This window comes from Marinilabilia rubra, from assembly GCF_003121985.1.
Lineage (GTDB): Bacteria > Bacteroidota > Bacteroidia > Bacteroidales > Marinilabiliaceae > Marinilabilia > Marinilabilia rubra.
On sequence record NZ_QEWP01000013.1, the window covers coordinates 14,772 to 38,622 of the forward strand.

General features: G+C 42.5%; 13 protein-coding genes. 12 read left to right on the forward strand and 1 reads right to left on the reverse strand.

Annotation, left to right across the window (positions count from 1 at the left end; all coding sequences use genetic code 11):
- Window positions 1-42: 42 nt before the first annotated feature.
- From DDZ16_RS14790 to DDZ16_RS14845, 12 genes are all read left to right on the forward strand, one after another.
- Window positions 43-1,236, forward strand: a complete 1,194-nt coding sequence (locus tag DDZ16_RS14790) for a lipocalin/fatty acid-binding family protein (RefSeq protein WP_109265263.1) — start codon at window positions 43-45, stop codon at window positions 1,234-1,236.
- A gap of 109 nt (window positions 1,237-1,345) precedes the next feature.
- A complete protein-coding gene (locus tag DDZ16_RS14795) occupies window positions 1,346-3,637 on the forward strand; it encodes a glycoside hydrolase family 2 protein (protein WP_109265264.1) in 2,292 nt (763 codons plus the stop codon).
- 38 nt (window positions 3,638-3,675) lie between these two features.
- A complete protein-coding gene (locus DDZ16_RS14800; protein WP_109265265.1) occupies window positions 3,676-6,798 on the forward strand; it encodes a SusC/RagA family TonB-linked outer membrane protein in 3,123 nt (1,040 codons plus the stop codon).
- A gap of 12 nt (window positions 6,799-6,810) precedes the next feature.
- Window positions 6,811-8,298 (forward strand): RagB/SusD family nutrient uptake outer membrane protein, encoded by a 1,488-nt coding sequence (locus DDZ16_RS14805; RefSeq protein ID WP_109265266.1) that lies wholly within the window; start codon window positions 6,811-6,813, stop codon window positions 8,296-8,298.
- A 74-nt stretch (window positions 8,299-8,372) separates the two neighbouring features.
- Window positions 8,373-9,344, forward strand: coding sequence for a LamG-like jellyroll fold domain-containing protein (locus DDZ16_RS14810; protein ID WP_109265267.1), 972 nt, complete (start codon window positions 8,373-8,375; stop codon window positions 9,342-9,344).
- Window positions 9,345-9,737: 393 nt separating this feature from the next.
- Window positions 9,738-11,123 carry a sulfatase family protein gene (locus tag DDZ16_RS14815; protein WP_198416730.1) on the forward strand — a complete coding sequence of 462 codons (1,386 nt, stop codon included), beginning with the start codon at window positions 9,738-9,740 and terminating at the stop codon, window positions 11,121-11,123.
- A gap of 36 nt (window positions 11,124-11,159) precedes the next feature.
- Window positions 11,160-12,236, forward strand: coding sequence for a family 43 glycosylhydrolase (locus DDZ16_RS14820; protein ID WP_109265269.1), 1,077 nt, complete (start codon window positions 11,160-11,162; stop codon window positions 12,234-12,236).
- 153 nt (window positions 12,237-12,389) lie between these two features.
- Window positions 12,390-14,033 carry an arylsulfatase gene (locus tag DDZ16_RS14825; RefSeq protein ID WP_109265270.1) on the forward strand — a complete coding sequence of 548 codons (1,644 nt, stop codon included), beginning with the start codon at window positions 12,390-12,392 and terminating at the stop codon, window positions 14,031-14,033.
- A gap of 98 nt (window positions 14,034-14,131) precedes the next feature.
- Complete coding sequence (locus DDZ16_RS14830) at window positions 14,132-15,550, forward strand: sulfatase family protein (protein ID WP_109265271.1); 1,419 nt, start codon at window positions 14,132-14,134, stop codon at window positions 15,548-15,550.
- A 463-nt stretch (window positions 15,551-16,013) separates the two neighbouring features.
- Window positions 16,014-17,549: a sulfatase family protein gene (locus tag DDZ16_RS14835; protein WP_109265272.1), complete on the forward strand. Its 1,536-nt coding sequence runs from the start codon at window positions 16,014-16,016 to the stop codon at window positions 17,547-17,549.
- Between the two features lie 588 nt (window positions 17,550-18,137).
- A complete protein-coding gene (locus tag DDZ16_RS14840) occupies window positions 18,138-18,659 on the forward strand; it encodes a GNAT family N-acetyltransferase (RefSeq protein ID WP_109265273.1) in 522 nt (173 codons plus the stop codon).
- Window positions 18,660-18,945: 286 nt separating this feature from the next.
- A complete protein-coding gene (locus DDZ16_RS14845) occupies window positions 18,946-19,524 on the forward strand; it encodes an NAD(P)H-dependent oxidoreductase (protein WP_109265274.1) in 579 nt (192 codons plus the stop codon).
- Between the two features lie 190 nt (window positions 19,525-19,714).
- Here DDZ16_RS14845 and DDZ16_RS21095 read toward each other — a convergent pair whose 3' ends face one another.
- Window positions 19,715-23,650 carry a fasciclin domain-containing protein gene (locus DDZ16_RS21095; protein WP_109265275.1) on the reverse strand — a complete coding sequence of 1,312 codons (3,936 nt, stop codon included), beginning with the start codon at window positions 23,648-23,650 and terminating at the stop codon, window positions 19,715-19,717.
- Between the last annotated feature and the right edge of the window lie 201 nt (window positions 23,651-23,851).

Here is a 23,851-nt window from a genome sequence, read left to right on the forward strand (position 1 = left end):
ACTATTAAAAATAAGCATTTTAACAGTCTAAATTATTTGACTATGAAAAAAAGAATTTTGGCCGCGTTTGCCGGTGCAATAGGTTTTTTATGGCTTTTTCAGTCATGCTCTACGGAGGATCCGGCATATCCTGTATATCAGGATTTGGTAACAGAAGTTGCTACTGTTGATTTTGATCCAACCATTTTGGATGCCTCATCATCTGCTAATTACCGAATTGCAGGAACAAAACTTACAGGTTCTGTCTCTGTGAATGTTTCCGGTTCTGCATTTTCAGTATCTAAAACATCTACAGGTGAGTTTTCGAATTCATTGGAGATTCAACCCGATGAGTTTGTGGATGGACTTTTTAATGTATATGTAAAGTTTATGCCCAACGAGCTTGGCAACTTTGAAGGAGCCATTGAGCATTCCACTTCAGGTGTGGTTTCAATGCCCACAGTTCAGTTGTCCGGACAGGGAATTACGGATCCCGGCCAAATTGCAAAACTCTTAATGAGTGACGACTTTGATTATGCTGTTGGCGAGTTACCATCTACCGATCGGACCGGGGATGGACTTCAGAACGCACTGATGGAGGACTGGATAAAAATCAGAACTGCCAATACCCCTATCGATGTTATTGCACCGGGGTTGGAATACCCAGGATATCCCGGTTCGGGCATTGGTAATGCAGTGGATATGAAATTCACACCTCCAGGATCCAATAGCAACCTGTATGCCTACAATTTATCAGAACAGCAGGATGAAGAGTTTACCGGCTCTTATTATGTCTCCTGCATGTTTAAAGTAGAAGGTTATCCTGCCGAAGGTCAATTCAACCGTCCGGTGATGTTTATTGACTGGGTGGAAGCAAACGGCGCTGGCGATTTTTCTTCTGCGATACAAGTGGCTAATAATGGAGGTGATGTGAAATTCGGAATAAAGTGGGGGCCGGATGGAGCTCTTTCAGATGTAACTCCCGAAATTGGCAAGACTTATTTGATTGTGCTGAAGCACACTGTCACGGATACCGATCCGGATAATGTTAACAACACGGCATCGTTATACATTTTTGAAGATGGCGTGATTCCTTCCCAAGAACCTGCTGAAGGTGCATTGACTAATGTTAAGCCCGACTCATGGGGCGATAAAATGATAAAAGCTATCAGTTTGTTGAGAGATAATTCGGGTCCTGGTGATTATGTTGTTGATGGATTGCGTGTTGCCAATACCTGGGAAGATCTTTTTAAATAATTAATATAGGTAAGTTTTCCTGTTCAATAAGTTGGTTAGGTGAAGGGTTGAAGTCCTTTCCATCCATGCTTATCGGGGATTAATATGCCTACGACGGAAATAGATAGAGATGAATATATTGAAATTATTTTTTTTAGGATTTATATTACTTTGCCCCTTCTTGTCTTATGCACAGGAAGATGTGTTGAAGTATGAAATGAAAACCCGTTGGACGAACGAGGTTTCACCCAATGATGTTTGGGATAAGTATCCCCGCCCTCAAATGGTGCGTGATAATTGGGAAAACCTTAACGGGTTGTGGGAATATGCCATCCTACCCACCGATAATAAAAAGGTTCCTGAAAAATTCCAGGGTGAAATTCTTGTCCCGTTTGCTATTGAATCAAAGCTTAGCCGGGTGAAGAAAATGGTGGATGAAGACAATTATTTATGGTATAAAACCTCTTTTAAAGCTCCTTTATTAAGGGCTGATGAGGATTTACTCCTTCACTTTGGAGCCGTAGACTGGGAAGCCCAAATATTCCTTAACGGGAAAGAGGTGGGCCTACACAAAGGTGGATATGATCCATTCAGCTTTAATATTGCCCCGTTTCTGGAGGAAGGAGATCAGGAGTTGGTCGTGAGAGTTTGGGACCCCACTGATAAAGGAACTCAGCCTAGAGGAAAACAGCTTGACAGCCCGCGCGGGATCTGGTATACACCGGTAACAGGTATCTGGCAAACCGTGTGGTTGGAAAAGGTGCCCCAATCGCGAATTGAATTGGTGAAACCAACTCCGGATGTAGATTCCAGGAATGTTTCGGTGGAAGTACTGACCAATGCAACCAATGAGAATCTCATAGTAGATGTGGAGGTTTTAAAGGAAGGTAAAGCCATTTCCCGGGAAAAATTGTCATATGGAGCTGGCTCTGAATCAGGATTGCTAAAGCTTTCTGTTCCACAGCCCCGGCTGTGGTCGCCCGAAGATCCGTTTTTGTACGACTTGAATATTAGGTTACTCCGTGCAGATGGAACGCTTTTGGATGAGGTGGAAAGCTATTTTGGTATGCGTAAAATATCTCTGGGAAAAGACGCAAAGGGATATACCCGGATCTTGCTTAATGATAAGCCTTTGTTCCAATGGGGCTTGCTTGATCAGGGATGGTGGCCCGACGGACTTTATACCCCTCCAACTGAGGAAGCGATGCTATTTGATGTTGAAAAAACCCTGGAGATGGGATTCAACATGATTCGCAAACATGTTAAGGTAGAGCCTGCACGCTACTATTATCACTGCGATAAAATGGGAGTTCTGGTATGGCAGGACATGCCCAATGGTAATTATTTCAGGGATTTGAGAATTCAAGCATGGGAAGAGAAAGATGCCGAGAGACCTCTCGAATCTGCCATTCAGTTTGAGGAAGAACTCAAAGCTATGATGGATCACTTCCACCTGTTTCCAAGTATCCTGGTTTGGGTACCACTTAATGAAGGTTGGGGACAGTATGATACTGAGAGGATTGCCGAATGGACGGAACAATACGACCCATCTCGTTTGGTTGATTGCCCAAGTGGTTGGGCTGACAGAGGTGTGGGCGACATGTATGATATTCATCTTTATCCGGGGCCGGGTATGGAACCTGCTGAAGCAGATCGTGCATCTGTTTTGGGTGAGTTCGGAGGCCTTGGGTATCCGGTAGAAGACCATCTTTGGTGGGATAAGAAAAACTGGGGATATCTTACTTATCATTCCGAAGACGAATTTGTCGAGGCATACGATGACTTGATGGATGCCCTTATAGGTCCTGTGAGTAAAGGCTTATCTGCAGCTGTCTATACACAGACAACTGACGTTGAAGGAGAAGTTAACGGACTTATTACTTACGACCGGGAAGTAGTAAAAATCGCCCCGGACAAGCTTACTGATATTCACTCAAAATTGTATCAGGAGTATTGGGATGCTTTCAGCCTGGTAAAAGATTCCGAGGTTAATCCTCATGAATGGAAAGTAAGTAATGCTGTTGAATCTGAAGACTGGAAAAAGACCTCTTTTGATGATTTCGCCTGGGATGTTAAACCGGCTCCTTTCAGCTCATACGATAATACTTTTATCTCCAATAATACTGAATGGACCAATGAGAAAATCTATCTGAGAAAAACTTTCCATACCAATGTGGTACCTGAAACATTGTTTCTCAGGCATTACATGCCTAAAGCGAGTGCCCGCATTTATCTGAATGGTCAATTAATTGCTGACCTGAAAGACCGGGGAGGAAGAAAAAGACATTATACCGATGTGGATATCTCTCAATATTCCGATCAAATTAAGAACGGGAAGAATGTCATTGCAATTGAACTTAGCAAAGACGAGGAAAATGCTTCGTTTGATGTAGGGTTATATACCACCCGTAAAGTTCGCTAGCCATATTAACCAAATGTTGAAATTGAAAAAAATTAAATATGGAAAATTTTAGAATCCATAAAAGACCGCAATCAAAGGTGAGAAGAATTACTTTTTTGATTGCAACAGCTTTTCTGTTTGTCTTTTCAGGCATCATGTATGCTCAGGAAACGACAACTGTATCAGGAACAATAATATCTACCGATGACAAATTGCCTCTTATCGGGGTAACGGTTATTGAGGTAGGAACCTCCAATGGAACAGTGACCGATGCGGAAGGAAAGTATTCTTTGGAAGTGCCTGATAATGCTTCACTTCGGTATTCTTATATAGGGTTTAAAACCCAGGTGGTTTCTGTAAGCGGCCGCTCAAATATTGATGTCCAGCTTGCTCCGGATGTTAGTCTGGTAAACGAAGTTGTGGTTGTTGGGTATGGTTCAGTTCAGCGTTCCGACCTTACCGGATCAGTGGTGTCTCTCAAAAGTGATGACCTCACCGAAGGCTCAGCTGTCAGCATTGAGCAGTTGATGCAGGGACGGGCAGCCGGTGTTACCATCCAATCCAAAAGTGGAGAACCCGGAGGTGCCATAAGTGTCAAAATTCGGGGTGCAAGCTCAGTAAATGCTGGTAATGAACCTTTGTATGTTATTGATGGTATGCCATTTGACATGGTATCGCCGATTACCGGTTCAGGGCAGGGATTTACCAATAATCCTAACCAGCGAAATCCGTTGAATGCATTGAACCCTAATGATATAGCTTCTATTGAGGTGCTTAAAGATGCATCGGCTACTGCTATCTACGGTTCTCGTGGAGCCAATGGAGTTGTACTCATTACCACGAAAAGTGGAAGCGGCGACAAGATGAATGTGAATTACAGCTATTCTTACAGCGTTCAGGAAATTGCCAAAGAACAGGAGATGCTGGATGCTCATCAATATCAGGATGTATTGAATGGTATATTGGATGATGGCGGTTTTCCTGGAGAAGAGCGAGTGGATGATTTTCAGGGTGATGGTATTTACTGGCCCGATCTGCTTTACCGAACCGGGATGACACATGAACATAACCTGTCCTTTAATGGTGGTGATAAGCAATCTAATTATTTTGTGTCTCTGAACTACTATGATCAGGAGGGTATTCTTATTAACTCCGGTCTGGAGCGCGCAAATGCCCGCTTGAATCTGAAAACACAGAAAGAAAAGAAATACGCGATTGATCTAAATCTTAATACAACTTACATTGAAGACGATTTTCTGTCAAATGGTATTGGGGTAAACGACAATGGCGGACCTCTATTTGCAGCATTGAATTACGATCCTACAATTTCACGGGTTTTCAATCCTTTCACGGGCCGGTATGTTCTATCTGAGCATATTATTATGGACAATCCAATGGCTCTTGCCAATGGCATGAATGCCACTGCTTATACCTATAGAACCTATGGTAATATTTCGGGGGAATATTTCCTTTTGCCCGAATTATCTGCCAAAGCCAAAATTGGAGGAAATGTTACCAATTCAAGGCGGGATGTCTGGGTAGATCCTTCTACCATTCGTGGCGAACCAACGGGAGGTATTGCTTCCATTATCAACTCCACCAGAAGCAATGTTTTGGCTGAGTTTCTTTTAAATTTCAACAAGGAAATGGGAAAGCATAAAGTGAATGCCGTAGCTGGTACCACCTATGAGGAGTTTAATCAGTTTAACAATAATGGAAGCGGATCAGGATTTTTATATCCCGACCTTAAATACAATGCCATCGGCTCAGGTGTTGACTCTCTGCAATACGTAGGAAGTGGTCGAAACCAGTATAAATTAATGTCTTATCTGGGACGTGTTAACTATTCTTTTGATCAGAAATATTTGCTTACCGTTTCAGGCAGAATTGATGGATCAAGCCGTTTTGGAGAAAATAATAAATATGGATTTTTCCCATCGGCAGCCCTGGCATGGCGAATTTCAGAAGAGGACTTCTGGATGGAGAACGACATCATCTCAGATGTTAAGCTTAGAGGTAGTTTTGGAACCATTGGAAACCAGGAAATAGGTAACTACAGATATCTTACTTCATTCAGCATTCCGGGGAACAGACCTGCATACATGGGCGAAGAGTTCAGACCTTTGTTAGTTCCTTCAAGAGCTGCCAATCAGGATTTGAAATGGGAAACTTCGGAGCAACTTGATGTAGGAATGGACTTTAGTCTCTTTAGCGGGAAGTTTTATGGAAGCCTTGAATATTATGTACGCAAAACCAAAGACTTGTTGCTGAATGTGCCTCAGCCTGTAAGTAACGGATTCAACGTTCGTCTTGAAAATGCAGGAAGTGTGAAGAACCAGGGACTTGAGTTTTCTCTTACCGGAGCTGTGATAAATACATCAGATCTTACCTGGGATATCAATGCCAACTTCAGTACCCTGAAAAACGAAGTTCTGGATCTGGGGCCTGTTGGAACCTTTTATGCAGGAAATTATGGTGGGTTTGCTCAAAATGTAACCATTGTAACCGAAGGTGAACCTCTGTATTCATACCATGGTCATGTAATTGAAGGTGTGTGGCAGGAAGGCGATGATTTCTCTACAACCCTTCAGCCTGTTGAGCCTGGAGATTGGAAGTACAAGGATAAGAATGAAGATGGTGTAATAAACAATGAAGACAAAGAAATTCTAGGCAATCCTTTCCCTGATTTTTCATGGGGACTAACCAATACAGTTAGCTATAAAGGATTTAAGCTAAGTGCTTCACTTGAAGGACAGCATGGAATGGAGCTGTTTAATTACAATATGGCAGAAACATTCTACCCTTTTGAATTCAGAAGAAACAGGATTGCTGAACCGTACCTGAACCGTTGGACTCCTGATAATCCAACCAATGAATATGCGTCGTTTGTTAATCCCAATTCTCAGGGCATAAACATGGTTAACTCTCGAACAGTAGAGGATGCATCATTTATCAGGTTGCAATCTGTACGTTTAAGCTACAATCTGCCGGTTGAGAAGCTGGGATTAACATTCCTTTCCAATGCTTCTGTATTTGTAACCGGTCAAAACTTGTTAACAATTACCGATTACTCCGGAGTTGATCCTGCATCCAATTCATTTGGTAGTGATCTTATCCGCATGGATATTAATTCTTATCCTACTGCCCGTACATACAATATGGGTGTAAATGTTGCATTTTAAATCTTGGGTATTATGAAAAGATTAAATATAAAAAATTTCGTGTTGGCCTTAATGGTAGTTTTTGCCTTTGGTTGTGAGGATGTTCTGGATTCCCCACCATACGCAGAACTGGCTCCGGATAATGTTTTGTCCAGCCAGAAAGGAATTGAGGCCTTGTTGTATTCCAGTTACGACTATCAGTATTTTGGAGGCCAATCTAAAGACTGGGTAAATATATCAGAATGTATGACTGACCTGGCTTTGATAAGAGAAGGTGGTGAAGCCGGAAACGTAGCTCCATTTTCCAATTGGACCTGGGATTATACTACGCCCTGGATCAATAACAGTCTTTGGGTTTCACGTTACAGATCCATTCGTGAAGCCAATTTGGTGATTGCTAATGTGGATGGTCTGGATGCAGAGCAATCGGTGAAAAACAGAATTTTGGCTGAAGCACGTTATCTGCGAGCCGCTAATTATGCAATGTTGTATAATCTGTTTGGTCCGGTTCCCTTAAGAATGTCTCCTTCAGAACCTGGTGATAAGCCCAGAGCATCCGATGAGGAAATGCTTTCCTTTATTGAAACAGAACTCGATGCTGTTGTTGAAGACCTTCCTCATCCTGACAGCCGGCCTTCGGGGTATGAATACGGAAGAGCCACCAAGGGTTCAGCCCTGGGATACCTTACCAAACATTATCTGAATACAAGGCAGTGGCAGAAGGCCGCAGAGACTGCTCAAAGGCTAATGGATCTTGATTACTATGAGCTGTTTCCTGATTTTCCGACCATGTTTATGGTACAAAATGAAAATAGCCCCGAAATGGTAGTCCCTTTTCCTTGTACCAATGAGGCCAATACAGGAGGGTATCAGAATAACTGGTTTAACGGAGCTATGTCTCAGGATTTTCTGAGTTCTCCAAAGATACCTCAATTTGAAAGAGTGTTGCCTGTTGGCACACCCTGGCCTACAAATTTCTCAGTACGCGACTGGGTGGTTGACTCTTTTGAAGAGGGTGATACCCGTAAAAATCTGATTGTTGATGAGTATACTGCCACTAATGGAGAAACCAAGAATTACAGGGATCAAAGACCGGACAATGCCCGTAACATGAAGTTCTTTGATCCAAATGCAAAGGGCGCTTTTCATGGGAATGATTTCCCCTATATTCGTTTTGCTGATATTCTTTTGTCGAGAGCAGAGGCTTTAAACGAGATGAGCGGACCCAATTCTGAATCAGTAGATCTGTTGAACGATGTACGCGTCAGAGCTGGGGTGTCACAATACACTTTAGGTGATTTTGCTTCAAAAGAAGAATTGAGAGACGCTATTTTGCAAGAGCGCGTTTGGGAATTCCTTTCAGAAGGAAAGAGAAGAGAGGATCTGCTGAGACATAACATGTTAGTGTCTAATGCTCAGGAACGTGGGATTGGTTCAGCTGTCGAATATCGCCGTGTTTTTCCAATACCTCAAAATGAGGCGGATACCAATATGGCTATTGAGCAGAATGAAGGTTATTAATTAAACATAAGTGCAGGTCAGTGTTCTGGCCTGTATTTTTCTCTTTATTATGTTTAACTTCAAAACTATCTGTCATGAAAAATTTACTTTTACTACTTTTTGCTTTTTCCCTTTCCTTAGGTGTTGGTTTTTCCCAACAGATTGATCCCTCTCTGGTAATCTCCTACCTGGACTTTGAAGGTGATTTGGAAGATGGTAGTTCTACTGCGGTAGCCTACAACCAAACTCAGGGAGACCCTATGACTTTTTCAACCGGACAATTTGGTAACGCCGGTGTTTTCTCCAACATGGCTGTTGTTTCTTCAGGTTTAGGGTTTAATTCATTTTACAGCTTTTCTATTGCTGCCTGGATTAATCACAGTGAACTGTCATCTGTGTTGGATCGTGCTCAAACATGGATTCACCAAAAGGATGTGGCCGGTGAAAACCCCGGACGGGTTCACCTTGAAGTCCTTAAGGTGGGTGATCGAATCGGAACTTTTACCAGTGGCATTCGAAATGATGCTGAAGATGCTATTGTCGCAGATACCTGGTATCACGTAACCAGTGTGTTTGATGCCAATGAAGGTGAACTGTATTTGTATGTTGACGGCGTCCTTGTTTCCACGGGTTCTGTTCCATCTCCTGAAAGTAATACAGGCGAAATTGTTGTTGGTGCCGGCAAAGGAGAAGGTGGGGCCTACGCCATGGGTATGATGGATGATTTCCTGATTACTTCGGAGGTGCTGGATGCTGCTGATATTGATTTTATCATGACAAATGGTGTTGCGGCTGCAATGTCTTCAGGGACTTCTGTTCACAATATGGCTGAGGCCGGAAAACTTGACGCCTGGTACCATGAAGGTGTATTGAATCTTCGCACTGATGATGATTTCGGGAATAAAGCTCAGCTTGCTGTATACTCAATGAGCGGACAGCTTGTTAAAAAGACCGATTGGGTTTCACTGTCTGATAACCGGTTTAATATTGATTTAAAGAAAGGAGTTTATATCCTTAAGGTGAGTTCAGAAACCAGGATCAACAATGTAAAGTTTATTGTTGATTAGTTATAGCAACGTCGGGGTTAGGGCTGATGAAGCGGGTATGGCAAAGGATCTTGCAAGACTCAATTTGTGAGGTCTTTTTATGCGCGTTCCATCAAATCAATACTTGTATGAGTTAATGCTGATAATAGAGAGGCTTTTCAGTGCGGATGGTCTTTCGAAACTCCCTTGACACGATTTATATTTGCCACAAAACAAGGAACATCCCATTTTAATCAGTGATCCTGGCTTCTGTTAAGGACTATGCAAAAAGAAAGGTCGCAAGGGCCTTTCTTTTTTTTTAATTCAGAGTTTCCTCAAAGGGCATTGAGAACCGTTTGATTTAATTAGTAGGAAAGTGAATTTGAAGAGGAGTTGGTAATCTTTTAATCTTTAAACAATAAAATTTTGATGTGTGTGATTAAACAAAAAAAGTTTTGCTTTTCATCATTACTTATAGCTTTTTTGCTTTTAGCAATGCTGGTTGGGTGCCATCAGGAAAAGTCTGCCGGTGCTTCCTCACCTAATGTTATTATTATCTACACCGACGACATGGGGTATGGTGATGTATCGTCTTTTGGTGGAGATTTACTGCCAACCCCAAATATTGATAAGCTTGCAGAAGAGGGCTTGAAACTGACCAATTTTTATGTGGCTTCTCCCATTTGCTCCCCCTCAAGAGCCGGTTTGCTTACCGGAATGGAACCTGCCAGGTGGAATATCACTTCATTTTTACATACAAAAAAGGCCAACAGAGAAAGGGAAATGGTCAACTATCTCGATCCTAATGCTCCTTCCATGGGCCGGTTATTTAAAAACGCAGGATATGCTACTGCTCACTTTGGAAAGTGGCATCTTGGTGGTGGACGTGATGTTGATAATGCCCCAATGATTACTGAATATGGATTTGATGAATATTCCAGTACCTGGGAGAGTCCTGATCCTGATCCTCTTCTAACTGCTAAAGACTGGATCTGGTCACCGGAGGATAGTATTAAAAGGTGGAACAGGACTGCCTGTTTTGTCACCAAAACACTTGATTTTCTTGAAGAAAATAAAGACAAACCTTGCTTTGTAAATCTTTGGCCCGATGACGTCCATACCCCTTGGGTTGCCTCTTCTGATGATTACTCCGCCCCCAGGACAACCAAATGGAGCTATGAAAACCTTAAACTGGTTATGCAAGAGTACGACAATCAAATGGGACGCTTGATTGAGGGTATTGAACAACTGGGGATTGTAGATAACACCCTCATCATCTTTACCAGCGATAACGGACCGGAACTTGTGGATCATGCTGATCGTGCTCATGGAATGCGTGGGATGAAATGGTCTCTTTACGAAGCCGGAATACGCATGCCTTTTATCATCAAGTATCCGGGGGTGGTTCCCAAAAATACAGTTGACAGTATGTCGGTTGTGAGTGCATTAGACCTGTTCCCCTCTTTAGCAAATCTACTTCAGTTGGAAATACCCAAGGATTATGAGTCTTCCGGAGAAGACAGGAGCGAGGTTTTCAAGGGTAAACCCTCGACACGTGAAAAATCACTCTTTTGGGAATACGGTAGAAATAACACCCGGTTCTTTAAGTATCCTGAAGGAGCAAACAGAAGTCCGAACCTTGCAATGCGTATAGGAAAGTGGAAGGTTTTGATAAATGATGACGGCACTCGCCTGGAATTGTTCGATTTATTTGAAGACCCCGGTGAAACTGTTAACCTGAAGGATCAATATCCTGATTTGGCCGGCCAAATGAAAAAGGAGTTGCTGACCTGGAGAAAGGAGTTGCCCGAACTTGAATAGCAATGCCATTACCTATTAAAAATAAAAAAAATTAAAATGAGAAAATTTCATGTTGTTTGCGCCATTTTTATGGTTTTTTTTCAAAACATAAGTGCTCAGGAGGTATGTCCTGTTCCCTTATATACCGATCCCAACTTTAAAGGGGCAGCTGATGCTGAGGTCATCTATAGCCAGGAGAACAATGAATGGATGTTTTTTTATACCTCCCGCCGCTCGGTTTGCAAGGGTGGTCCTTTGCCCGCTTTAGCTATTGGGGTAGCCGCCTCCAAAGATTTTATCAACTGGGAACACCGTGGCTATATTAAAGTTGATGGTATTGGAGGTGAGCCCACAGGACCGGATATCATGTGGGCGCCCGGAATTGTTAGAGACAGAGATACTTTCCATATGTTTCTTACTTTCAAAAAAGGAGACGGAGGGGGTAGCCGTTGGGGAATTCCTGAAAGTATTATTCTGCATCTGACGACAACTCCAGACAATTTAATTGATGGTTGGACCACAAGAGGAATCATGCATGTTCCCTTCTCTTCCATCGATGCATCAATTGTAAAACATAAGGATACCTGGAACATTTTTCATCGTGATATTACACCCGGAAAGAAAGGTGTCAATACTTACAGGGTAACCACCGATGATTTGGATAGCAAATGTAATACATGGAACTATTTAGGGGCCGTTCCAGGGGATCCGAATGATAAGTCGGTCCATGGCTTTAATTATCAGGAAGCCCAATACGTTTTTTTCTGGAAAGGCTACTATTGGTTACTTACCGATCCCACAGCCAGTTTTTTAACAGCTTATCGGGCCAAAGATTTGGAAGAATGGGAGTATGTAGGTCCTCTTTTTGAAGAGAAAAACGGACACCACAAAACGCAAAAGGGGTGGCCCCGCCACCCAAGTGTTGCGGTAATGGGGGATAGGGCTTTTCTATTTTATTTTAATCAACCTTATCGAAAAATCGATAATCATCCCGAATCTGAAACTTGCTTTGTTCAGGTCGCAGAATTAAAATACGAAGATGGAAAGATTTGGTTTGACCGTAATGCGAAGGTTATACCACCAGAGAATCTAAAACCGGTGGACGGTAACTGGGGGTTTATTGGAAAGCAATGAGGTTTATTACTAAATGAGTATGGATTTCAATTTTCGCTTATTCCCTTAATTAAACTGTTTTTGCGTTGGTTTCGTAAAGCGTGACCACGATTATTTCCCTCATCTGTTGAAAAAAGGTGAGTTTTGAAACAAAAACCATTAAAAAAACAAGTCATGAAAAAATCGCTTATTGCACTTTTTTTAGTTCTGTTTGTATGTCAGATTAATTTGTCCTTTGCAAATGACCTTAAATCTAAACCCAATATCATAGTAATTATGTCTGATGATATTGGATTCTCAGATATTGGCTGCTATGGTGGTGAAGTTGAAACACCAAATCTTGATTATCTTGCCGATAACGGGGTTCGATTCAGTCAATTTTATAACACTGCACGTTGTTGTCCCTCAAGAGCCGCTTTGCTCACAGGAAAATATCCCCACCAGGCCGGTGTTGGTTATATGACCAGAGCTTTGGGAACAACTAAAGCGTATCAGGGGCATCTGAGAGAGGATGTTAAAACTATTGGTGAATACATGAAAAATCAGGGCTATATAACCATGCATGTTGGCAAATGGCATGTTGGAAACCTGAAAAACCAAGTGTTGCCTGATAAACGGGGGTTTGACAAAACCTGGACCCGAATACAAAGGGTCAATTATTGGAACTTTGATCATGTTTATGAGAATGGGGATTTTAGAGAAGTAACCGGGGACGAAAAAAAATATCTGACAGATATTGAAGGTGATAAAGCCATTGAATATATTGAGGAGGCAACTCAAAATGATCCTCCATTCTTTATGTATCTCGCTTTTGATGCTGCTCATTGGCCTTTGCATGCTAAAAAGGAGGACATACAGAAATACAAAAATCGTTTCAACAATGGATGGGACCAACTTCGAAAAGAGCGGATTAAGCGAATTGACTCCTTAGGACTTGTAAGCTATAAGAAGCCGGAAGAGATTAAGAATTCTTTGGTTCCAAGGTGGGATAGTATACCCACGGGAGATATTAATAAAGGCTATCATTCTTTTGAGTCAGGATTACAGGACCAGTCGGATTGGAACCGAAAAATGGAAGTCTATGCGGCCCAGATTGATTGTATGGATCAAAATATTGGCCGGATTATTAAAGTTTTGAAGCAAAAAGGGATTTTTGAAAATACCATGATTATCTATGTTCAGGATAATGGCGGGTGCGCTGAACTGATCGGGAAGCACGAAGGAGTTGCCCCTGGTGGCCCTGATTCTTATGCTTCATATAATCTTCCATGGGCTTATTTAAGTAATACGCCTTTTCGGAGATACAAACATTTTCTCTATGAAGGGGGTATTTCTACGCCTTGCATCATTCATTGGCCAAAAAGCATTCCGCTAAAAAGAAATGGGGTTGTGGAGAATGAGAGTTACGGACACTTGATTGATATTTTGCCAACATGTTTAGATGCGGCCGGAGCAGATGTTGAAAGTTTGAAGTCGGAACTGGAAGGTCAAAGCCTTTTGCCCGAGATTAAGGGATATGGTGAAAATGCTAATCGAACCGTTTTTTGGGAGCATGAAGGCAACAGAGCTATCCGAAAAGGGCCATGGAAGTTAATATCCCGTTATAGTAAGGATGTCGGATACTTTAAAAGATGGGGGTACCCCGTTCCTCCCAGGGAACAGGTATGGGAATTATACAACGTTGTAGATGACAGGTGGGAACAGGAAGAGCTTTCTATTAATTATCCGGATCTTGTCGATTCTTTAATTAATGAATATAAAGGGTGGGCACAGAAAGTAGGTGCCATTCCAAGAGAAGAACTTGTTGAGGGCTTATGATAATTTATTTGAGTTGGTAGGATAATAAATATTAAAGAGCCGGATCATTGATTGCTAAAAGATTTGAAAAGAACGATTAGAAAATATCTTGATACATTATGAGAAATTTAACGAAACACCTTGTATTTCTGTTGCTTATTTTCGTTGTTCAAACTGCTTCGTCAACTGTTTTTGCTAAAAAATCGAAGCCCAATATCTTAATAATTATGGCCGACGATTGCACGTTCAGCGATTTGCCTTTGTATGGAGGCAAAAATGTAAAAACCCCGCGCATAGACAAACTGGCTTCGCAGGGCATTGCTTTTAACAAAGCTTACGTTACCATGTCGATGTGTGTGCCATGCCGTGCCGAACTTTACACAGGTATGCAACCGGCTCACAACGGGGTTTGCTGGAACCATTCCATTGCTCGTACCGGCACCAAAAGCATTGTTCATTATTTGGCCGATTTGGGTTATCGTACCGGAATTGCCGGAAAAGTGCATGCAAGTCCCAAGGATGTTTTCCCTTTCGATATGGTTGAAGGTGTGGAACGTAATTCTGTTTCGGAAACAGCCAATTACGATGGCGATAAATTGAAGGAGTTTATTAGCAAAGATCTTGATCAACCATTTTGTTTGGTAACGGCATTGGTAGTTCCGCACATTCCCTGGACTGTTGGCGATGCTTCACATTTCGATCCCCAAAAGCTGAAGTTGCCGCCGTATCTGGCCGACACCAAAGAAACCCGTGAAAACTTTGCAAGATACCTGGCCGAAATCGAAGTACTTGATCAACAGGTGGGGGCCACACTTGATTTATTGAAGGAAGCAAATATTGAAGAGAATACAATCGTCATTTTCACCTCTGAACAAGGGGCTCAACTTCCGTTTTGTAAATGGACAAACTGGGAAAATGGCGTGCACACCGGTTTTATTGTTCGCTGGCCAGGAAAAGTCATACCTGGAAGCCGCACCGATGCACTGGTTCAATATGCCGATGTTTTGCCAACATTAATTGATGCCTTAGACGGCAAACCGAATGGTGATTTTGACGGTTCAAGTTTTTTGCCCGTTCTTTTGGGTGAGAAGAACTCCCACCGACAATACGCTTATTTTATGCACAATAATGTGCCTGAGGGGCCGCCCTATCCAATCCGTTCCATTACTGACGGTGAGCATCATTACATTAGAAACCTGACACCCAAAAACCTGTACATCGAAAAGCATTTAATGGCACGGATGCCTTTAAACCAGTATTGGCCATCGTGGATTTTTGAATCGGCCAGTAATTCCGAAATTCACGAATTGGTAATGCGCTATATGAGAAGGCCTTCAGAAGAACTCTACAACCTAAAAAACGATTCCAACGAAATGAGCAACCTCGCCGGAAATAAAGAGATGCAACCCATAAAAAATAGATTGTCGGCTGAGCTTGATAAGTGGATGAAACAACAAGGCGATCCGGGTGCGGTGATTGATTCACACGAGGAATTTAGAAATGCAAAAAAGGGGAACCATTTTCTTATGGAAAAGTAAATACAATAAAAATCAAACCATTTTATCTGGTCAATAAAGCTGTGTTCATAAGACAAAAGAATTAGATACATATTTTAACATGAACTATTCATAAATTATATCCCTTATGGATAAAGTGCAGGTTAAGCCCGACTTAGATGAAGTTAAACATTTGAAGAATGTTTTTACTGAACCTTAGTCGCTGTTGGCGACAGGGATTATTTATGAATAATCCGGGTTAAATCATATCAATTATTTTAAAATGAAATTCAGGTTACTTACTATCTCGTTATTTCTTAGCGTTTGTGCATTCGCGCAGAAATATCAACGAATATGTGAAAAAAACCGGTTTGGATATTTAACTAATTCTTGCCTGTAAAATGAGTATTTAGCAAGCCTGTGGCCTGTCATAGATGAAATCGGAATTCCAGGTAATTTTAATTTGAATATGTTTTTTAGGAAAGCATTAAAAAAATAATATTTTATGAAAACAAAATTTAAAACACTATTGATTCCCTTGTTGTTGGGTGCATATGCCTGTGTAGGAGATGCTGATGTTCAGGAAAAACCTAATATTGTTGTTATTTATGCCGATGATTTGGGTTATGGTGACGTTGGAGCCTATGGAGCCCATGAATTAGAAACACCCAATATTGATGGTCTTGCAAGCGGAGGCGTGAAATTTACGAACGGCTATGCATCATCTGCAACCTGTACTCCCAGTAGATTCGCTCTACTTACCGGCGAATATCCCTGGCGCAACGAGGATGCCAATATTTTACCCGGTACAGCACCTTTGTTGATTGATACAGCACAGATCACTTTGCCTGAAATGTTGAAGGCTGAAGGTTATCAAACAGCTGTGGTCGGAAAATGGCATCTTGGTCTGGGAAGCGGAAATGTGGACTGGAACTCAAAGATTGCTCCGGGACCCAATGAAGTAGGCTTTGATTATTCTTACATAATGGCTGCCACTCAGGATCGTGTGCCAACAGTATACATTGAAAACGGTAATGTTGTCAGGCTTAATGAAGATGATCCTATTCAGGTTAATTATCAGAAGAACTTTGAAGGAGAACCTACCGGGAAGGACAATCCGGAATTGTTAAAAATGAAATGGCATCATGGTCATAACAGTAGTATAGTAAACGGCATTCCTCGCATCGGCTACATGAAAGGTGGTGAATCAGCCAAATGGGTAGATGAAAACATGGCTGATACTTTTCTGGTGAGAGCACAGCAATATGTTAAAAAATATAAGGATGAGCCCTTCTTTCTTTATTACGCTATGCAACAGCCACATGTTCCCCGTACCCCCCATCCACGCTTTGTTGGTAAATCCGGTTTGGGACCAAGAGGAGATGTTATTGTGGAAGCCGACTGGTGTATCGGACAATTTATCAGAACTCTCGAAGAGGAAGAATTATTAGAGAATACATTGATAATTTTCTCAAGTGATAACGGTCCGGTATTGAATGATGGTTACTACGATAATGCTGTAGAAAAACTTGGAGACCATAAACCGTGGGGGCCGCTGAGAGGAGGCAAATACAGTTTGTTTGAAGCAGGAACAAGAGTGCCGTTCATTACTTATTGGAAGGGAACCATTAAGCCAACTGTTTCAAATGCATTGGTTAGTCAGATTGACATTCTTTCGTCTTTATCTGAGCTGGTAGGGAGTGATCTTAAAGGTCCTGACAGCAAAAACTTATTGGACGTTTTTCTGGGGAAAAGTGATAAAGGACGTGATCAGGTTATTCTTGAAGCTACTTCCCGTACAGCTATCCGGAAGGGCGGCTGGATAATGATCCCACCTTACGAAGGGCCTGCGGTTAATGAGCTGGTTAATATAGAACTTGGTAATTCTGATGAATACCAGTTATACAACCTTAAAGAAGATGTAGGTCAACGAACCAACCTTGCAAAGGAAAAACCGGAAAAGCTTAAGGAGATGATTGAAACATTTAAATCCATCCGTGGTGATGCTTATGGTAAAGTAAAACAATTAGAACTGCATTAATCTGTTTTCTCAATACATTTTCAAAATCCCTTCTCCCCAATTTATAACGGGGTGAAGGGGTTTTTTTCAGGTAGTAATCTGGTTGTTTTCTGGTCTATTCCATACCTGCGTCGTACCACCTTCGGTACAGTTCCATTATAAAGTCAATTTAAACTCATTGTAAAGTCGTATTAAAGTCGAATTAAATTCGATTATAATAGTCTTTAATCAGACTTTAGAATGACTTAAAAACAGCTTGAAATTTAGTTTGTCCCGGAGTTGTTGCGTTGCAGGATGGGAAGCAGATGCAAAGCATGATAGGAGCAGGTTTTGTTAATGGCTTGTGGGGGTAAGTCGTTACTCTTTTTAATTTTGAGGACGTTTGCCTTTTTAGCCATTTTGATTAGCTGATTTTTTTGTCTCAAATGCAAGGTTATATGTATGTTGCGTTAAAAAGCTTTGCATCTGAATGATATTGTTGTAATAATTTAGTTGTTCGTGTTATCGGCGTTTTTCAACGCCCCTGCTTAAAAACAGTTGTTTTTTATAACTTGCATAAAACCGGACTGACAGGGGGATTGGGTTTTACATGTTCTCAAACTTCACACTATGAAAAAAACAGGAAACGAGGTGGTCTTAAGAAGACTAAATGAAAAGGATGTCCCCGATTTGGCTCGCCTGTTAAATAATAAAAAGATATGGGACAATGTTCGGGATAAAATCCCCTTCCCCTATAAAGAGGCAGATGCAAGGGAATTCCTCGAATGGTGCCTGGCGGAGGATCCTCCAATGACTTTTGCCATCGACTTCAAAGGCCAATTAGCAGGTTGTATAGGTTTGTTGAAGCAGGAGGATGTTTATCGACTTTCGGCCGAGATTGGGTATTGGATTGGTGAACCTTTCTGGAACAAAGGGATTGCCACAGAGGCCACCCGCTTGATGGTAGATTATGGATTTAAGAAGTTGAAGTTGGTGAAGATTTTTACCGGGGTATTTGACTTCAACAAAGCTTCGCAAAGAGTTTTGGAAAAGGCGGGCTTTGAGTTAGAGTGTATTTCAGAAAAGGCCCTGATAAAAAATGGCGTGATTCGCGATGAGTATCGGTATAGTCTGATTAATGATGATTTGTAAACACAATAGCTTATGAGGTTTTAAGTCGTTACAGCAGTTGCCTTAATGCTCTTTGCTGCCTGTCAGGGTAACCAAATAAAAACCTGGACAAATGTTGCTATGTACAAACTCTTGCTGAGAATTTAGATCCCGCAGGAAGAAGCGAATCTCCTGTGATAGATGCAAATGGCCATTTAGTGGATCTCGTTTTTGGAGCAGAGGGTGGAATGGGCGTAATTGCCACTATCTTATATTTGCAGGAAGTTTTGTCTACAACCGGAAAAATATAATAATAAGCAATAAAAGCATGAAAAAAATTCTTGTTATTAACGGGCATCCCGATTCAGAAAGCCTCTGCACCGAATTGGCCCGTAGCTACAAACGCGGGGCCGACAAAAAAGGAGGTGACTGTAAGCTGGTTCATCTGAATGAACTGGATTTCGACCCCATACTTCATTACGGATACCGCAAAAGAACAGAGTTAGAACCGGACTTGCTGAAAATCCAGGAGAAAATTCTGATTGCCGATCACCTGGTCTTCGTTTATCCCAACTGGTGGGGAACCTATCCGGCTTTGCTCAAAGGCTTTTTTGACAGGGTATTTCTTCCCAAATTTGCTTTTAAATATCGCGAAAACTCCCTGTTTTGGGATAAATTGCTGACAGGTAAGTCGGCCAGATTAATTGTCACCATGGACACTCCTAAGTGGTACTACTCTTTGGTGTATAAAAGTCCGGGACATAATTCTATAAGAAAGGGGATTTTGGGTTTCTGCGGCATTAAGCCCGTTAATGTGACTTCATTTGGACCGGTAAAACTTTCAGATGATAAAAAACGGGAAAATTGGATAAGGAAAGTTGAGCGATTGGGCGAAAATCAGAAATAATGAGATATTGATCCAAAAAACAAAGAGGATGTCTCAAAAGTCCATATTTGATGTCATTCTGAGCTTGTCGAAGAATCTTTTCGTTTGATAAACAGATGTTTCGACAAGCCCAATATGACATGCTTCTTTGGTTTTTTATACTTTTGAGACAACCTCTTATTTCAGCTTAGTTTATCTGACCCTTGATTTCTTATTTGGTAATTTTCAGTTTTGTTACATTGCGGGAATCATTGGTTCCGATGATTACAAAATATGCCCCGCTGTCCATTCCGTTTACCGGCTGCCTGAATGTGTGTTCACCGGCAGACAGTATGCCGAAGTCTTTTTCAAATACTTTCTGCCCAAGCATATTGAATATTTCCATATACGTAGCTTGAGTTTTGTCTGAAATGAAAGTGATATTGAAATAAGTGCTTGATGGATTGGGGAATATCTTGATGGCTTCAACGTTGGCTGAAACATTGGCCACATTGGTCGATGATCCCGGATCTAAAACGGCATTGATAACATGAACCACGCCGTTGTCGGCTTCAATATCAGCGACTGTAACCATGGCATCATTGATGTAAACATCTCCCTCAGAAATAGTCACCACAATATCGTCTCCCTGCAGGGTTGTGATGCTCTGACCGTCGCTTAAACTGGTTGACATAGCAGTTCCTGCAACTACATGGTACAACAGTACATCTGCAAGAGCGCCTGTTGGGTCACTGAGAAGATCACTGAGTACGCCATCCGGCAATGCATCAAATGCAGCGTCGGTTGGTGCGAAAACAGTGAATGGTCCTTCGCCCTGGAGGTCGTCGTCCAGTTGAGCTTCAATCAGTGCAGTTTCAAGAGTCGTATGATCTGCACTGGCGGAAATGATGTCGAAAACGGTTATAACCGGAGGTGTCAGAATGGCATCAACTACATGCACTACGCCGTTATCGGCCTGGAGGTCTGCTACGATAACCTGAGAATCGTTAATAAATACATCTCCGCCGGTAATGGTTACTTCTATGTCTCTGCCAAGCATGGTGGTGATGACTTGCCCGTCGGAAAGACTGGTAGAAAGGGCTTCAGCAGCCACCACATGGTAGAGCAGAATATCAGCTAAATCTCCTGTGGGATCAGCCAGTAAAGCATCTAAAACTCCTGCCGGAAGAGCATCAAATGCAGCGTCAGTCGGCGCAAACACAGTGAATGGTCCTGTTTGGTTCAGCGTAGCATCAAGTTCTGCAGCTTCAAGTGCTGTCTCCAGCGTTGTATGATCGGGGCTGTCGTTGATAATATCCACAACTGTGTTGGGAGGTGTCAGCACGGCATCAATTACGTGAACCACTCCATTGTCTGCTTGAATATCTGCAACGGTAACCTGAGCACCGTTAATAAATACATCACTGCCGGTAATGGTAACTTCGATGTCTTTACCAAGCATGGTAGTGATGACTTGTCCGTCAGATAGATCGGTGGACAGAGCTTCAGCAGCAATAACATGGTAGAGCAGAATATCAGCTAAGTCTCCAGTGGGATCAAGTAACAGGTCATCAAGTGTTCCTGCAGGAAGACCGTCAAACGCCGCATCGGTAGGCGCAAATACAGTGAATGGTCCGGTCTGATTCAGTGGAACATCCAGTTCCGCCGCCTGAAGTGCTGCCTCCAGTGTTGTATGATCCGGACTGTCGTTAATTATGTCCACAACAGTTGTGGGGGGAGTAAGTACAGCATCAATCACATGCACCACTCCATTGTCGGTTTCAATGTCTGCTACGGTAACTTGTGCGTCGTTAATAAATACGTCTCCACCGGTAATAGTCACCTCAATATCCTTACCAAGCATGGTTGTTATGACCTGCCCGTCGGAGAGGCTTGAAGACAGGGCCTCAGCTTCCACTACATGGTATAAGAGAACCTCTGTGAGTGCTCCTGTCGGATCTGCCAATAAGCCATCAAGAACTCCTGCAGGTAACGCGTCAAAAGCTGCATCGGTAGGCGCAAACACAGTGAATGGTCCTTCGCCGCTCAGAGCGACTTCAAGCCCTGCTTCCAATACAGCTGTTTCGAGTGTGGTGTGATCGGGACTGTTGACAATGACATCCACAACGGTGTAAGTCGGTGCTGTCATCATTCCATTTACTCCTACCGGCCACACACCCGGTGAGGGAACACTGACACCCTGATTTTCGCCCCGTTCCGTGTCCTGACCAAAGAAATAGAGTGGCCATCCTTTAAATGTTAACTGATCTCTGCCATAAACATCAATGCTTCCAAAATCTGAAGCATTGAGATCGGATGGCACGACAGCTTCCGTCTCTTCATAAATGGGCCAGACTGAATTGTTTGAGAAATCTTCGGCGGTAAACATATTTCGCATGTCGTAATCGTTCACCCAGGTGTAGAGTGTATTTCCATAGTCGTCTACAAAATACTGCGTTATTTCAGTACCATGCTCGTAGGTGCTGGTGTAGTCATTACCATCCAGGCCGGTAAGCTGGTCGTCAATCAGCATAACGGTATAATCCGGTTTGGCGACGTACCATTTTGCGTTAACGCCCTCACCATTGATGTCACCAGCCGCATGATCATTGACAAAGTAGTACAAAGGCCAGCCTTTGTAAGTGGTCTGCATAACCCCGCTTCCGCGATCTATGGACCCAAAATCAGATTCATCCAATTCTGCGGGAATGATCATATCATCTGAGTAGAATACCGGCCAGTTATCCAGACAACCACCAACGCAGGCCGAGGTTCCGTCTGCATCAAGTGTGAAGAAATACAAAGTGTTGCCATCTGCATCGGTCAGGATTTTTCCGTAATCAACAGTTTCGGAAATATTTACGTCATATGTGGGCGTTAATACTGCATCAATGACATGCACAATGCCATTGTCGGCATGGATGTCTGCAGCAGTAACCTCTGCACTATTTATAAATACGCCGTCTACATTGATCGTTACATGAATGTCATCGCCCAGCATGGTGGTGATGACATCACCATCGCTTAAGCTTGAGGATGCAGCCTCAGCTTGTACTACATGGTAAAGCAGAATGTTTGCAAGTTCTCCGGTGGGATCGGCCAGTAAATCATCGAGAAGACCTGCCGGTAAAGCATCAAATGCCGCGTCGGTAGGCGCAAACACAGTAAAGGGTCCGGTCTGATTTAGCGCTGCGTCCAGCTCTGCAGCCTGAAGTGCTGCTTCCAGTGTTGTATGATCCGGGCTGTCATTTATAATGTCCACAACGGTGTTTGGAGGTGTCAGCACGGCATCAATTACGTGAACCACTCCATTGTCGGCTTGAATATCCGCTACGGTAACCTGTGCATCATTAATGAATACATCTCCGCCGGTAATGGTCACCTCGATGTCTTTACCAAGCATGGTGGTGATGACTTGTCCGTCGGAAAGACTGGAGGATAGAGCTTCAGCAGCAACCACATGGTAGAGCAGAATATCAGTTAAGTCTCCAGTGGGATCAAGTAACAGATCATCAAGTGTTCCTGCCGGAAGAGCATCGAATGCCGCGTCGGTAGGCGCAAACACTGTAAAAGGTCCTGTCTGGTTGAGCGCTGCGTCCAGCTCTGCAGCTTGAAGTGCTGCCTCCAGTGTTGTATGATCCGGACTGTCGTTAATTATGTCCACAACAGTTGTGGGAGGAATAAGTACAGCATCAATAACATGTACCACACCGTTGGTGGCATCAATGTCAGCAACAGTTACCTGGGCATCATTAATAAAAACATCTCCGCCGGTAATGGTCACTTCGATGTCTTTACCCAGCATGGTCGTAATAATCTGACCATCTGAAAGACTTGTGGATAGAGCTTCTGCTGCAACAACATGGTAAAGTAACACATTGGTTAATTCTCCCGGGGGATCGGCCAGTAAATCGTCCAAAGTGCCTGCCGGAAGTGCGTCAAAAGCGGCATCGGTGGGAGCAAATACTGTAAAAGGACCGTCGCCGCTCAGGTCGTCATCCAATCCGGCTGTCACCACAGCTGTTTCCAGTGTGGTATGGTCTTCACTGTTGACAATGATGTCGACAACAGTTTGTGCTTTAACCTGGAAGGAAGCCAGGAAAAGTGTCACAATAGTTAAAATCCCAAAAGGGATTTTGAATCTTAAATTTTTGGTAAAATGCTTCATGACCTTTTATCTTTAGTGTTTAAAAAAAATATTAAAAACCTAAACAAAGCAAATGTAGATCGAAATAAATGTGTTGTCAATACTCTTGTTGAAAAAAAGTGGTAAAAGACCAATATTTGGGGGTTATTTACCATTCTTTAGGAGAGACCTTTTGATGGTGTTTGGTCTTTTTGTTTTAATAGAGATTCTGTTGAACTAAGA